Below are 13,736 nucleotides of genomic sequence, written 5' to 3' on the forward strand. Positions count from 1 at the left end.
TTTATGAACAAATTATCACCCAAAATGACATTTGAGTAATTAATAATCATTGAAATATTGGTAATAAACCTTATATTGAGTACAGGTTCATACCTTTAACTGAGGAAACGCTCATGAATAAATTTATGGTTGCAGTCTTTACTGGCATGGTGAGCATGGCTGGTTTAAGCGTTCAAGCTGCAACGCCTGAGCAAGAATGTCAGAAATTGCAAGATGACTATAATTTGATTTATGCATCAAAAGGCTTTTGTTTTAAAGATCCTGATGCTAAAGAAAAATATGGTAATGAAAACTGTCATACGACAAAACCAAAGTTTTCTGACAAAGAGCAACAACGTCTTGATGCTATTAAAGAGCGTCAGAAAGAATTGAAATGTAAATAATTTTAAAGGACTAATACATGGCATACGATGATCAAAATATCTTCGCCAAAATTTTACGCAATGAACTTCCAGCGATAAAAATCTATGAAGATGATCAAGTTCTAGCTTTTATGGATATTATGCCTCAAGCCGATGGTCATACATTAGTTATTCCAAAAACACCTGCTGTAACGCTCCTTGATTTACCCCCAGAAGCAGCCGCATATACTATCCAAATTGTTCAGAAAATTGCGAAAGCAATGGAAAAAGCCCTCAATTTAGAAGGTATTGTCTTGATGCAACTTTCTGGAGCAGCGGCTGGACAAACTGTTCCGCATGTTCATTTTCACCTTATTCCTACAAATGTGCATCAACTTGGAAGACATGCTGTAGAGTTAGGTGATCAAGAAAAAATTAAAGCTTTAGCTGAGAAAATTAAAGCAGCTCTTTGATTTTTAATATATTAAAGCGGAGTTTTGACTCCGCTTTTTTTCGTCTAAAAACTATAAAAAATTAAAATAATTAATTTATTTCTAAATTTTAATCGTCATAAAACTGTCATTTATTTTTCACGCCCCTGTCACAAAGTTTGCCGATACTGCTTAGCAAGTTGGTGAGCTTTTGTAACTTTTTGTACATAAGTCAACTACAAAATAAATAGTTAACTAGGCATACGCCATTTTTAAATACCTTTTGGAGAAATCTCAATGAAGAAATTGCTACTCGCTGCCGCAGTTGCAACTTTGAGCATAAACGCGGTGCAAGCAGCGCCAACTTTGTATGGCAAACTAAATGTTTCTATTAACCAAGTTGATAATAAAAATTTCGATGGTAAAAGTGATGTTACCGAAGTTAACTCAAACTCTTCTCGCATTGGGGTAAAAGGCGAAGAGAAATTAACTGACAAGTTATCTGCTGTTTATTTAGCTGAATGGGCAATTTCTACTGATGGTTCAGGTTCTGATAGTGACCTTAGCGCTCGTAACCGTTTCATCGGTTTAAAAACTGAAGGTGTTGGTACTTTAAAAGTAGGTAAATACGACTCTTACTTTAAAACTGCTGCTGGTGGTAACCAAGACATCTTTAATGACGATACACGTTTAGATATTACCAATATCATGTACGGTGAAAACCGCTTAGATAACGTAGTTGGTTTTGAATTAGACCCTAAATTATTAGCTGGTTTAACTTTCAACATCATGGCTCAAACTGGTGAAAGCACCTCTGACAGCAAACAAGGTGAAACTGGTAAAGACAGCAAGAATGACAGCTTTGACTCTGTGTCTACTGCGCTTGGTTATGAAAACAAAGACCTTGGCTTAGCAGTAGCTGCCGCTGGTGACTTTGGTATTAAAGGTAAATATGCGGCTTACGGTTTGAAAGATGTTTATACAGATGCTTACCGTGTAACTGGTTCTTATGACATCGCAAAATCAGGTTTTGTTGTAGGTGCTTTATGGCAACACGCTGAACCTACTGATGAATTGACTGCATATGGTCAATCATATAAATCAGATGGTTCAATCGATAAAGCGGGTAAAGCTTACCGTGGTTTAGAGGAACAAGCATATGCAGTAACAGCTGCTTATAAAATTCCTAACACTAAACTTAAAGTAAAAGCAGAATATGCTTCAGCTGAAACACAAGTAAGTGGTCAATCAGATCGTAAAATAGACTTGTACGGTTTAGGTCTTGATTACCAAATCAACAAGCAAGCTCGTTTCTACGGCATCGTTGCTCAACAAAAACGTGACTGGTTGAATGATGATGACAAACAAACTGTTGTAGGTACAGGTATCGAATATAACTTCTAATTAGTTATCTTTGATTCATATCTAAAATAAAAGGGCTAATGCCCTTTTATTTTATTGTTCAGACTAAAAAAGCCGATATTTTTATATCGGCTTTTTTTTACTTTGTAGCTTACTTTAAGAAACCACTTACAAGATTCATAACGTTTTGAATGTCTTGGTTTGCTTCTTGATGATCGGTACTTTCACCCTGAGGTGTTAATGAGTCAATGACTTGAGGTAAGACTGAAGCAATTGCACCGTAAACTTGCTCTTTTGGAGCTTGAGCTTGCGCAGCAACTTGCTCAATGTCAGCTGGATTAAATAAACTCTGCAATTGTTGAGTAGGAACTTCGCTATTACTTTGATTTGGATCAACCCAGCTTTGAACTTGGTTACCTAAACCCGCACCTTTTAACTTTTCTAAAGCAGCCTGCAAACCACCTTGTTGTTGAACCCAACCTAAGATTAAAGGTACAACTGCAATTAATAAATTTTGTACGCCACCACCTGCTTGAGGTGCGTTATTATTATTTCCAGTCACTTGACCTAATACAGAACCTAGTACGCCTCCAAGACCACCTTGTGCGCCAGAAGAAGTATTGCCCCCCATTTGTCCGAGTACTGAACCTAAAATTCCACCTAAACCACCTTGACCTGATGCTTGCTGGTTCCCACCTAAAGCCTGCTGAGCCAGAACTTCTACAATGTTGCTTAAATTTGTCATGTGTAACTCTTATGTATGGTTTATACACGAGCATACGCGGATTCTTGTTAAGACAGCAAAAGCCAAATTGTTAAATTTTGAAAGAGATTTTGTGCCATTTTACCAGCGGAATTTATTCCAATTCTCTGGGTTTGCCCAGAACTTTGAATTAAACCAATCTGGAACATGCTTATAGGTCAAGATATTAAATTGCCATAAAGCAAAATCACTATCATGTGAAGTTTTATCAATGAGTTGCGTGAAACCTAAAGAACGTAATAACTGTTCATCACTGCGTTTACTTACTACAACAATTCGTTTTGCTAATAAATCTCTTAGCTTCACTAATAATTGTGACTTTTGTAGTTCAGTTATGTTCTGCATTTCATCTGTATCAAACAATACAAAACCCAAGTCATAACGCTGAGTAAAAGGCAGACTTAAAAGCTCAGTTACGGTAAAATAGTGCCATTGAATTGCGTTATTCTGGTCAATTTTCTGGCCAATACAAAGTGCAGTATGAATGGGCTGTTCGTTTGATAAATCGTCTAGCATAGAAGTGATGACATTTTGTTCAGCCATAACTGCAACCCTTAATTGAAAGATGTGAGTTTAAACTTTATGGAACTACAAGGCATTTGCCATAAAATGCATGCAGGCCTAAAAGATGCTAGTGTAACTGATCAACAGACAACCAAGGCAAATGTTGAATACAAATTTGTATTAGACCGTTCAGAAATTGATCTTCCTTTTAATTTAGGACAAGAACTAGAAATCGAATGGACAGGTAATATTTATTGCACTTCTTGTGGCACTAAAACACCAAAATCTTATTCTCAAGGCCACTGCTTTAAATGCTTTAAAACTAAAGCAGAATGTGACCTATGCATTATGAAACCTGAAACATGCCACTATCATTTAGGTACATGTCGTGAAGATGACTTTGCCCATAATGTGTGTTTCCAACCGCATATTGTATATTTGGCAAACTCAAGTGCTCTAAAAGTAGGCATTACTCGTGTTAGCCATATGCCAGGTCGTTGGTTAGATCAAGGTGCAACCCAAGCCTTACCAATTTTAAAAGTTGGATCACGCCGTTTATCTGGTCAACTTGAAACTATGTTTGGTTCTTTAGTTGCTGACAAAACTGACTGGCGTAAACTCCTTAAGGGTGAAGCTGAACCTCTGAAACTGACTGAACAACGTGATCAGTTAATCGAAGAGTTTGCACCGAAAATTCAAACTATTCGTGAGGAATTCAGTCAAAACCTTGAATTTAACGAAACGGTTGAACTACTGGAAAATGAATTGCCACGTGAGTTTGTTTATCCAGTTGAACAATATCCTGAAAAAATTAAGTCTCTTAATCTAGATAAAACACCAAAAATTCGTGGTGTATTACAAGGTATTAAAGGGCAATATTTAATCTTTGATATTGGTGTCATCAACGTCCGTAAATATACGGGTTACGAGCTGATCGTACGTGCTTAAGTAAGTTTTAAAGCCCCTAAAATGGGGCTTTTTAATTAAGATAATCTATTTCTAAATAGCCAAGCTGCCAAAGGTAAAGTGACCAGTCCAAGTATGATCATTGGAATAAAGTTAAATTTGACTTGTGTAAAACCTGCACCTTCCAAATAAACTCGTTGTACCAAGTTAATTCCAAACCTTAAAGGATTTGCGTACGTTGCTATTTGTAATGCTTCCGGCATGTTTTCTACGGGTGTAAGTAAACCTGAAAGCAACATTAAAGGCATAATCAATAAAAAAGTAAAAAGCATGGCTTGTTGCATATTTAAAGATAATGCCGAAATTGATAAGCCCACACCGACTACAGCTATGTTAAAACTCAATAAACCAAAATAAAGCAGCCCAATAGAGCCATTCATAGGAATTTTAAACCAGAACAAAATGATCAATAAAATAATGGTTGATTGCATCAAGCCTACAAAAATTGGCGGTAAGGCCTTACCAATCATTATTTGTAATGGTGTATAGGGGGTCACTAATAACTGATCAAATGTACCCTGTTCACGTTCACGTGCAACTGATAAAGCAGATAAAAGTAATGTCTGCATCATACTTAAGGCCGCAATTAATGAAGGCATTAAGCTCCATCTTGACTCTTGATTTGGGTTATACCATGTTCTTGTTTCAAGGCTAATCGGCAAAGCTGAGTTAAATTTTTGCTGATTAAACTGACCAATAATTTTATTTAGATATGAACCCGCCACAACAGCAGTTGATGAGTTCCTGCCATCAACAATCACCTGTATAGATGAACTTTGGTTATTATTTAATTTACTCTCAAAGTCAGACGGTATCGTAATTACAACCAGTGCCTGACGATTATCAATAACTTGTTTGATTTGATCACTATATTCAAGGGTTGCAACACGCTTAAAAATACCAGAGCCATCTAGTTTTGAGATGAGTTCATGTGAGACCTGCCCATTGCTCTGATCTAAAATTGCATAATCCACACGGTTAACATCATAAGTAGCAGCATAACCAAATAAAAGCGCTTGCATCAGTGCGGGTACAAATAAAATGACTCTATTTGCAGGATCACTAAAAATGGTTAAGAATTCTTTTTTGACCAAAAAACTTAAGTGTTTTAGCCAAGCGATTAGTTGCTGCCACATATCTTTATCTCAACCGTTTTTTCAGTGAAAAGTTCACAGCACATATCAAAATAACGATATATCCCACTAGAAAACCGCATTCTTTAAACCATAACTTCCAATCATCACCTCCCATAAATAAGGTTTTAATTAAAATCATAAAATGTGTAGCCGGTAGTAACTGACTAATAATTTGCACAACCAAAGGCACGTTGCGTGTATCAAAAACAAACCCAGAAAGCATCAGCGCGGGCATAAAACTTGCCAATAAGGCAATTTGACTCGCCTGAAACTGATTTTGAGCAAAGCCTGATATAGTTAAACCAAGTAATAACGACACAATTAAATATAGAAATGAAGCAGATAAAATTGAGAATAATGAACCGCGCATAGGCACTTCAAAAATAAAATATGCAGCAACAAGACAGATCATGATATCAATCATGCCGACGACAACGTACGGAATGAGTTTTGCTAATACAATTTCAAATGGCCGTACAGGCGTAACAAATAAAGCTTCTAGAGTTCCTCGCTCCCTTTCACGGGCAATAAGTAAACCAGTTAAAAATGCACCGATTAAAGTCAAAATGAGCACCATTAAGCCAGGGACTAAAAACCAAGCACTGTTACCAGATTCGTTAAACCATATTCGTTGTTCAATATTAACGGAGCTTGGCGTTGCTAATATTTGCCCACGGTCAACTTGTATAGACGGCGCGGTAGCTAAAGCACCTGCAACATAACCTTCTAAGGCTGTTGCTATAGTGGTGGATGTACCATTTAATAATAGTTGAACCTTGGCATTACCTTGCTGTGCCTGACTGGCAAAATCTGAAGGAAAATACAAAATGGCATCAATTTCGCCATCTCGAATGGCCTGCTCTGCTTCAGGCAAATTATGAAACTCTTGACTTGTTAAATATCGTGAGCCATTTAAACCAGCTAAAGCCTGATTGATCTGCGGTGAAGACTGATCAACGACAACACCGACTCGGGCCTGATTTAAGTCAAAGGAAAGTCCATAACCAAACAGTAGAATTAAAATAACAGGCAAAACGAGTCCAATCCCGAGGCTACTTTTATCACGAATGAGCTGCTTAGTTTCTTTACGAACTAATGCTGTCAGTCGATTCCAAAATCCAAAGCTCATTGTAGACCTCCTAACCAGCGTGCCTTAACGCGCGTGCTTGTTCCACAATTGCTATAAAAGCCTCATTCATATCAGCAATATGTTTATCTTTACTTGCCAGATTACGTACTTGTTGGGGTGAACCTAAGGCTAATAACTTTCCGGCATCCTGTATGGCAATGCGGTCGCAATACTCTGCTTCCTCCATAAAATGCGTGGTAATAATGATGGTAATGCCCTGATTTGCCAGTTCACCAATGCTGTACCAAAATGAACGCCGTGCAAGCGGGTCAATTCCGCTCGTGGGTTCGTCTAAAAATAAAATTTCTGGTTCATGTAATAGTGCAGCAGCCATTGATAGCCGTTGTTTATATCCACCCGGTAAATCACCACTTTTACTATGAGGCTTTAAATCGTATTGCTGTAAGGCTTTGTCAATTTGTTGATTTAGTTTTTTACCAGATAGCCCATAGGCTCCACCAAAAAACTTCAAGTTTTCTAAGACAGTTAAATTGCTATACAGTGCAAATTTTTGAGAGACATATCCCACTTTGGCTCTTGCCTCAGCACGAGCTGTCCGTAAATTTTTACCAGCAACTTCCAAATACCCGCTACTTGCTGGTAGCAATCCACACAACATTCGAAATGTTGTCGTTTTACCCGCGCCATTGGGCCCAAGTAATCCAAATATTTCACCACGCTGCACATCAAAAGATGTATTGGCAACGGCAGTAAAATCTCCAAAAGTTCGGACTAAATCTTTAACTACAATGATAGGTTGCTCTGACTTTAAATTATCGTTTTGTTCTAATTGAAAAGCTTGCTCAGAAATAGGTATATGTTTTGGTTGCTTTTGATTCTGCTGCAACAGCATCATAAATGCATCTTCAAGTTCAGGTGGTCGCGCATTGGCTTTTAGTCCCTCGGATAAAGTATCGGCTGATAGCTCTTTTTGACGACTAATAAAGTTGACTTGTTCACCCTTTGGAACAGCATCAATAACGTCGACAGAATTACCAAGTAAGTGGGCTTGTAATGTCCGAGCTTTCATCTGCTCTGAAGGTTTAATATTCCATGTTTGTCCACGTGCTATTTCTTTTAACTGCTCTGGGGAACCTTGTTTTAAAATTTTGCCTTCATGCATGATATATACGTAGGCGCACTTTTCTGCTTCATCCATATAAGCAGTACTTATAATTACGCTTAAGTTTTCTTCCTGAACAAGCTGTTCAATAATGATCCATAAATCCCGTCTTGATAAGGGGTCCACTCCAACACTAGGCTCGTCAAGTAAGAGCAATTCTGGGGAACGAACTAAAGTACATGCCAGCCCTAGTTTTTGTTTCATCCCACCAGAAAGTTGGCCTGCTAGACGTTGAGTGAATTGAGTAAGATCCGTTATTTCCAATAAGCGTTTAAATCTTTGCCCCCGTACATCCTTTGAAACGCCATGTAAGTCGGCATATAAATCTAAATTTTCCTGTACGCTTAAATCCTCATAGAGTCCAAAGCGTTGTGGCATATAGCTAATACGGTCTTGTACAGCTTGCGGATTTTTACTCACATCAATTCCCAGTACATTTAATGAACCAGAAGTTGCTTTATATAGTCCTGCAATTAATCTTAATAAAGTTGTTTTTCCCGAACCATCTGGACCAACTAAAGCTGTAAGCTCTCCTTTGTTAATTTGCATATTCAAATCAACAATTGCACTAATATCTTCTGCCTTATTAATCTCAGCCTTAAAAGTCATGAATAAATTTTTAACTTGAACCACTACTTTTTCATCAGTCATGAGCTTTCTCACCTGAAGCAAGTGGTACTTTTACAGTCACAGGTTGACCCATTTTCAATTGATCATTCGGATCATTTACATAGACCCTAACCTCATAAACTAGTGTTGTTCTAATCTCTTCGGTCTGTACTGTTTTCGGCGTGAATTCAGCTACTGAAGATATATAGCCAATTTTTCCATTAATGGGCTGATTAGGATCAGAATCACGAATAACTTGGGCCGTGCCACCCATCTTGATAGAACTTAAATCTTGTTCGTTTACATACACACGAATCCATTTTGGATCGGTCAAAGCTAATGTATAAACGGCCTTTTGCGCAGTTGTCATATCGCCAACTTCTTGTAACCGAGCTCGTACCACTGCATTTACAGGAGACTTTAATTCAGCTTGAGTAAGGTTATAGTTAATTAGATCTAAATTAGCCTTAGTTACTTCATACTGTGCTTTGGTCGCTTCACGATCTTCTTGTCTGGCACCTTTAATGATCAATTCTAAATTAGCTTGTCTTTCACGGACCGCTGCCTCAGCACTATCTTTATTACTTTTGGCATAGTCTAGCTCTTGTTGGCTAATTGCCCGACCATCAGTACTACTTACCAAAATTTGTAAGCGTTGCAAGTTTTTGTTGGTTTTATCAAGCTCGGCTTGGGCAGATGCAAGTTGTGCTTTTGCTTGACTAATTTCTTCTGGGCGAGCTCCCACATCTTGTTTAACAATTGCCTCTTGTTGAGCTTTAAGTTGTGCTTGAGCTTGCTTTGCCTGAATGTGTAGTGCATTGGTATTAAGAGCAGCTAGTACTTGACCAGCTTTAACTTTATCACCCTCTTGAACTAACAGTTTCTCTATACGACCAGACTGTTCAAATGCAAGTGAAACTTGGCGAATATCAACATTTCCATATAAAGTTAATACATTATCTTTTTGATTTTTATTATGATATCCCCATACCCAAAAGCCGATGATAACCACAGCTATAACAACCAAGACGACGGCAATCACTTTTTTATTCATCTTATTGGCCTTCTTATTAAATTCAAATTTTATTAGTTTAAATTCAATTTAAATTTAAATTACTCCAATCTTTGAATAAAAGATATACTTTTATGGTGAATCAAAGTTAGGGTTAAATATGCCCAGATCTAGACGAAGTGATGGTGACTTAACCAAGTCCAAAATTATTGAGGCAGCAGGACCTTTAATTGCACAATATGGTTTTGCAAAGACAGCGAACAAAACAATTGCTAACGCTGCGAATGTCGATTTGGCTGCAATTAATTATCACTTTGATGGTCGAGATGGGCTGTATCAAGCTGTGTTAGTGGAAGCTCACGCTCACTATCTAGATGAAAAATATTTACTAGAACTTGTTGAAAGCACTCAGTCACCAGAAGAAAAGCTAAGCTTATTACTTGAGACCTTGCTGCATAAGTTAACTGAAAAAGATGTTTGGCATGGCAAAGTCTTTATTCGTGAACTCTTTTCACCTTCTGAGCATTTATTAAATTTTATTGAATTTGCAGGCATGAGAAAATTTTTTCTTATTCGTAAGCTCATTAGTCAAGTTGCTGGTTTAGATGAAAATGATCCGGCTGTTTTGCCTTGTATTTTAAGCGTGATGACACCTTGCATGATGCTCATTATTGCAGGACCTAATGCTCAAGCACCTGAGCCACTTAAAAATATTGCTCAGATGCCATTACACGATTTAGTTGAGCATTTTAAGAAATTTTCATTAGCTGGCTTAAAAGCAATTAGCCAATCAAATCTTAAAAATTAGCTATTTAAACATTGCAAAATTGCCTGCACTGGATCTTCTGTATTTCCAGAAATAAGTTGTTTATGCATGGTTAAATGTTGCATCACTTGAATTTGAGCTGTTTCAACATTCATTAGTTTTTCTATTTCAGCGGCTAAATTTTCTGGTGTGGCATCAGCTTGAATCAGCTCTTCAATGACTTTCTTACCCGCAATAATATTAGGCAAAGAATAATAAGGAATTTTCACTAGAAGCTTAGCAATTATATAGGTCAACCAATGCAATTTATAGAAAGTGACCATTGGTCTATGCATGAGCATGGCTTCTAATGTTGCAGTTCCAGAAGCTAAAGCAATGATATCACTTGCATTCATAACCATACGACCAACTTTAGACTCGCTATCTGTATTTTCTAAAATATGAATTACAGTTTCTAAATTAGGCGCTAATTGTTCAACACCCTGCTCAATCTGTTGCTTACGGGCATCGTTAATTGCGGGAATTAAAAATTGAATATCTGGATATTTCTTGTGCAGAATATTGGCAGTTCCAAGCAACATAGGCAAAAGTCGTTCTACCTCACCTTTTCGGCTACCTGGTAACAAAGCAATATGTTTTTGATTTTCATTAAGACCTAATTGCTGTTTAGCAATTTGAATTGGATTTTCAAGTGGCAATTGTTTAGCTAATGGGTGGCCTACAAATGCTGCTGGAACTTCATATCGTTCATAAAAAACTTTTTCAAAAGGAAATAAGCAAAGTACTAAATCTATACTCTGTTTAATGCCATGAACACGTCCTTGACGCCACGCCCAAACAGAAGGACTGACATATTGAACTGTTTTTATTAGAAGATTCTTTTCTTTAATACTTTTAGAAAGTCTGAGGTTAAAGTCTGGTGCATCAATACCAATAAAAATATCAACTGGATTTTGAGTCCATTGGTTAATTAGACCATCCCGCACGGCGAATAATTTTTTTAAGTCTTTTAATACCTCAACAATCCCCATCACAGACAGAGTTTCCATTGGGTAATAACTGTTAAAACCTTCAGCAATCATTTGAGGACCACCGATTCCCTCAAATTCGGCATCGATTCCTTGTTCTCGAAAACTACGCATAAGTTTCACACCAAGCGTATCTCCAGAAACTTCCCCAACTACAATGCCTATTTTAAGTTTTCGGTTTGCCAAGGTGATTTACCCAAGAATTTGAAATAATGCATTCTAGCATAGAGGTTTATCAATCTTGAACTTGATCTATATGTACTTACCAAGAGCAGCTACAGCACAAGCTATCTAAAATTACATTCATTCACCATATTTTAATCTAAATTAACAATGCAATTTGAATTGTAGCTTACATTTACAAACAATAAAATAAATGAGAATTATTTACATTATCCTTAATCTTATGAATATCCCACCTCGACCATTTAAGCTTACTGTAATCGCCTGCGCGATTTGTTATGCGAACCTCTCTTATGCTCAAGACTCAGAGGTACAATCTTTACAGACGATCCAAGTTAAAGCATCAAATGCTGAGCAGTCTTCTGAACAAACCAAAGCATATAATGTTAAGAACTCAAGTAGCGCAACCAAGCTTAATATTGAGGCTAAAGAAACTCCTCAAACTATTAATGTCGTTACTCGTCAGCAAATTGAAGATTTCGGACTTACCAGTACACGAGATGTTTTAAAAAATACTCCCGGTGTAACCGTATCTAATCAAGAAACTGAGCGAACTACTTATATGGCTCGCGGCTTCGAGATTTCAAATATATTAACTGACGGCGTGGGTTTTCCCCTCTCAGGTTATAACTATAACAATACGAATCCTGATACTTATTTCTATGATCGTGTAGAAGTCGTTAAAGGTGCTGATTCTTTAACTAACGCCTTCGGTGATCCAAGTGCAACAATCAACAATATTAGAAAACGCCCGACTCAAGAATTCCAAGCAAGTGGCGGTGTAAGTTATGGTTCTTGGGATACGCAGCGTTATGAAGCTGATGTCTCTGGTGCAATAATACCGAGTGGAAAAGTACGTGGCCGTATTATGGGCTATGAGCAAACTGGTGATTCTTACCTTGATCGATATTCGTCAGAGAGAAATGGTTTCGCAGGTATTATTGAAGCTGATTTGACAGATAGTACTTTACTGACCGCAGGTTATAGCCAAGAACAAAATAAACCCAATGCAAACAACTGGGGTGCTCTGCCTTTGTTAGATGCCAATGGTAAACAAATTTCATATGACCGCTCATATAACCCAAACCCTGACTGGGCACACTGGGATAATGAAACACAAAATGCTTTTGCTGAATTAAAGCAAAAAATTAATGATCAGTGGACCGCTAAGCTGACCTATAACTATCTTGATACCAAGCATAATAGTCGTCTTCTTTATTATTATGGTTATCCAAAAGCTGATGGATCAGGTGTTTCTCTAACCCCTTGGGGTGGTCAAGAGCACCAAGAAAAACATGCTGTCGACTTTAATCTCGAAGGAACATATAAACTTTTCAATCGAGAACATGAGGCATCTTTAGGCTATAGCTATGTACGTAGTCATCAGCAAGATAAACAATCTACAGGAACGATTAACGATAGTAACGTTATAAAATCAACCACTACGGATTGGTCAAGTTGGACACCGCAATCTATAACTTGGTCAGATTTCACAGAAGCTGCAAACTATAAGCAGAATATTAATTCCATCTATGCTGCGACACGCTTACATCTTAATGAAGATTTAAAACTTTTACTTGGTGCAAACTATGTCCAAGCTGAAAGTAAAGGTGAAAGTTATGGTTCACCAATGTCATATAGTGAAAGTAAAGTCTCACCCTATGTTGGACTAACTTATAACTTTACACCTGAATATACAGGTTATATGAGTTACACCTCAATTTTCCGTCCTCAAACTGGTATTGATAAAGATACCAATCAAGCTTTAAAACCTATTGATGGTAAAAGCTATGAAATGGGCATAAAAAGTTCATGGTTAGAGGACCGTTTAACAGGAACTCTTTCAGTATTTAAAACTGAACAAAATAATTACCCTCTACGCAGCTCTGATGGAAATCCACTTAATCGAAAAGTACCAACGAGTGATTTAGAGTCACAAGGTGTAGAAGTCGGCTTATCAGGTCAAATCACAAATAATGTGAATCTTTCCTTCGGCTATGCTCAATTTAGTATTAAAGATATTAAAAATGGCGGCGAGGCAAGAACTTATAATCCAAACCAGACACTTAACGTGTTAACCACCTACACACCACCAGTTTTACCGAAGCTAAAAGTTGGCGCAGGCTTACAATGGCAAGATGGTATAAAGTTATATGATTCAAATATTAACAGTACGATTAAACAAGATGCATATGCTCTAGTTAATTTAATGGCGAGCTATGAAATCAACGATCATATTACGCTTCAGGCAAATGGTAATAATATTTTTGACAAGAAATATTTAAATAGTTTTCCAGATGGCCAAGCTTTTTATGGTCCTTCAGCCAACTATACAGTTGCCGTGAAGTTTAAATATTAATATCGTAGCCAATCCCAATTTAGG

The 13,736-nt window shown here is 37.3% G+C and carries 13 protein-coding genes; 6 read left to right on the forward strand and 7 right to left on the reverse strand.

The genetic code is table 11. The annotated features are described in order from the left end of the window. Positions 1–113: 113 nt before the first annotated feature. The 3 genes from MJX77_RS15575 (at position 114) to MJX77_RS15585 (ending at position 2,176) form a co-directional block, all read left to right on the forward strand. The gene (locus MJX77_RS15575; RefSeq protein WP_005304919.1) at positions 114–383 is read left to right on the forward strand and encodes a YARHG domain-containing protein; all 270 of its coding nucleotides are present in this window, start codon (positions 114–116) and stop codon (positions 381–383) included. Positions 384–400: 17 nt separating this feature from the next. Continuing rightward, positions 401–814 (forward strand): HIT family protein, encoded by a 414-nt coding sequence (locus MJX77_RS15580; protein ID WP_111853820.1) that lies wholly within the window; start codon positions 401–403, stop codon positions 812–814. A 255-nt stretch (positions 815–1,069) separates the two neighbouring features. After that, entirely contained in the window at positions 1,070–2,176 is a 1,107-nt protein-coding gene (locus MJX77_RS15585; RefSeq protein WP_151767280.1) for a porin, read from the forward strand. A 109-nt stretch (positions 2,177–2,285) separates the two neighbouring features. Here MJX77_RS15585 and MJX77_RS15590 read toward each other — a convergent pair whose 3' ends face one another. Together MJX77_RS15590 and MJX77_RS15595 are read right to left on the reverse strand one after the other, a co-directional pair. Beyond that, on the reverse strand, positions 2,286–2,879 hold the full coding sequence (locus MJX77_RS15590; protein WP_252059590.1) for a YidB family protein: 594 nt from the start codon (positions 2,877–2,879) through the stop codon (positions 2,286–2,288). Between the two features lie 99 nt (positions 2,880–2,978). Beyond that, complete coding sequence (locus MJX77_RS15595; RefSeq protein WP_005304907.1) at positions 2,979–3,440, reverse strand: DUF6231 family protein; 462 nt, start codon at positions 3,438–3,440, stop codon at positions 2,979–2,981. A gap of 39 nt (positions 3,441–3,479) precedes the next feature. Between MJX77_RS15595 and MJX77_RS15600 the strand changes: the two genes are divergently transcribed. Then, positions 3,480–4,349, forward strand: a complete 870-nt coding sequence (locus tag MJX77_RS15600; protein WP_049836561.1) for a DUF2797 domain-containing protein — start codon at positions 3,480–3,482, stop codon at positions 4,347–4,349. A 35-nt stretch (positions 4,350–4,384) separates the two neighbouring features. On the opposite strand, the gene MJX77_RS15605 is transcribed toward MJX77_RS15600, so the two are convergent. The 4 genes from MJX77_RS15605 to MJX77_RS15620 are packed head-to-tail and all read right to left on the reverse strand — an operon-like array spanning position 4,385 to position 9,418. Further along, the gene (locus tag MJX77_RS15605; protein ID WP_252059591.1) at positions 4,385–5,503 is read right to left on the reverse strand and encodes an ABC transporter permease; all 1,119 of its coding nucleotides are present in this window, start codon (positions 5,501–5,503) and stop codon (positions 4,385–4,387) included. A gap of 4 nt (positions 5,504–5,507) precedes the next feature. After that, complete coding sequence (locus MJX77_RS15610; protein WP_252059592.1) at positions 5,508–6,632, reverse strand: ABC transporter permease; 1,125 nt, start codon at positions 6,630–6,632, stop codon at positions 5,508–5,510. Between the two features lie 10 nt (positions 6,633–6,642). Then, positions 6,643–8,406 (reverse strand): ATP-binding cassette domain-containing protein, encoded by a 1,764-nt coding sequence (locus tag MJX77_RS15615; protein WP_252059593.1) that lies wholly within the window; start codon positions 8,404–8,406, stop codon positions 6,643–6,645. Continuing rightward, positions 8,399–9,418 (reverse strand): HlyD family secretion protein, encoded by a 1,020-nt coding sequence (locus MJX77_RS15620; RefSeq protein WP_252059594.1) that lies wholly within the window; start codon positions 9,416–9,418, stop codon positions 8,399–8,401. The genes MJX77_RS15615 and MJX77_RS15620 overlap by 8 nt, the downstream gene beginning before the upstream one ends. Positions 9,419–9,536: 118 nt before the next feature. On the opposite strand from MJX77_RS15620, the gene eppR reads away from it, so the two are divergent. After that, positions 9,537–10,184 carry an error-prone polymerase regulator EppR gene (gene eppR / locus MJX77_RS15625; RefSeq protein WP_252059595.1) on the forward strand — a complete coding sequence of 216 codons (648 nt, stop codon included), beginning with the start codon at positions 9,537–9,539 and terminating at the stop codon, positions 10,182–10,184. Here the strand turns inward: eppR and lpxB are convergent. Beyond that, a complete protein-coding gene (gene lpxB / locus MJX77_RS15630; protein ID WP_252059596.1) occupies positions 10,181–11,356 on the reverse strand; it encodes a lipid-A-disaccharide synthase in 1,176 nt (391 codons plus the stop codon). The genes eppR and lpxB overlap by 4 nt on opposite strands. 220 nt (positions 11,357–11,576) lie before the next feature. Between lpxB and MJX77_RS15635 the strand changes: the two genes are divergently transcribed. After that, positions 11,577–13,712, forward strand: a complete 2,136-nt coding sequence (locus tag MJX77_RS15635) for a TonB-dependent siderophore receptor (RefSeq protein WP_252059597.1) — start codon at positions 11,577–11,579, stop codon at positions 13,710–13,712. The last annotated feature ends 24 nt before the right edge of the window (positions 13,713–13,736 follow it).

The sequence above is a fragment of the Acinetobacter sp. AHP123 genome, assembly GCF_023757925.1.
GTDB lineage: Bacteria > Pseudomonadota > Gammaproteobacteria > Pseudomonadales > Moraxellaceae > Acinetobacter > Acinetobacter oleivorans.

Coding starts and splice junctions, on each gene's coding strand:
- MJX77_RS15575 (WP_005304919.1), top strand. CDS start 114: ATGAATAAATTTATGGTTGCAGTCTTTACTGGCATGGTGAGCATGGCT.
- MJX77_RS15580 (WP_111853820.1), top strand. CDS start 401: ATGGCATACGATGATCAAAATATCTTCGCCAAAATTTTACGCAATGAA.
- MJX77_RS15585 (WP_151767280.1), top strand. CDS start 1,070: ATGAAGAAATTGCTACTCGCTGCCGCAGTTGCAACTTTGAGCATAAAC.
- MJX77_RS15590 (WP_252059590.1), bottom strand. CDS start 2,879: ATGACAAATTTAAGCAACATTGTAGAAGTTCTGGCTCAGCAGGCTTTA.
- MJX77_RS15595 (WP_005304907.1), bottom strand. CDS start 3,440: ATGGCTGAACAAAATGTCATCACTTCTATGCTAGACGATTTATCAAAC.
- MJX77_RS15600 (WP_049836561.1), top strand. CDS start 3,480: ATGGAACTACAAGGCATTTGCCATAAAATGCATGCAGGCCTAAAAGAT.
- MJX77_RS15605 (WP_252059591.1), bottom strand. CDS start 5,503: ATGTGGCAGCAACTAATCGCTTGGCTAAAACACTTAAGTTTTTTGGTC.
- MJX77_RS15610 (WP_252059592.1), bottom strand. CDS start 6,632: ATGAGCTTTGGATTTTGGAATCGACTGACAGCATTAGTTCGTAAAGAA.
- MJX77_RS15615 (WP_252059593.1), bottom strand. CDS start 8,406: ATGACTGATGAAAAAGTAGTGGTTCAAGTTAAAAATTTATTCATGACT.
- MJX77_RS15620 (WP_252059594.1), bottom strand. CDS start 9,418: ATGAATAAAAAAGTGATTGCCGTCGTCTTGGTTGTTATAGCTGTGGTT.
- eppR (WP_252059595.1), top strand. CDS start 9,537: ATGCCCAGATCTAGACGAAGTGATGGTGACTTAACCAAGTCCAAAATT.
- MJX77_RS15635 (WP_252059597.1), top strand. CDS start 11,577: ATGAATATCCCACCTCGACCATTTAAGCTTACTGTAATCGCCTGCGCG.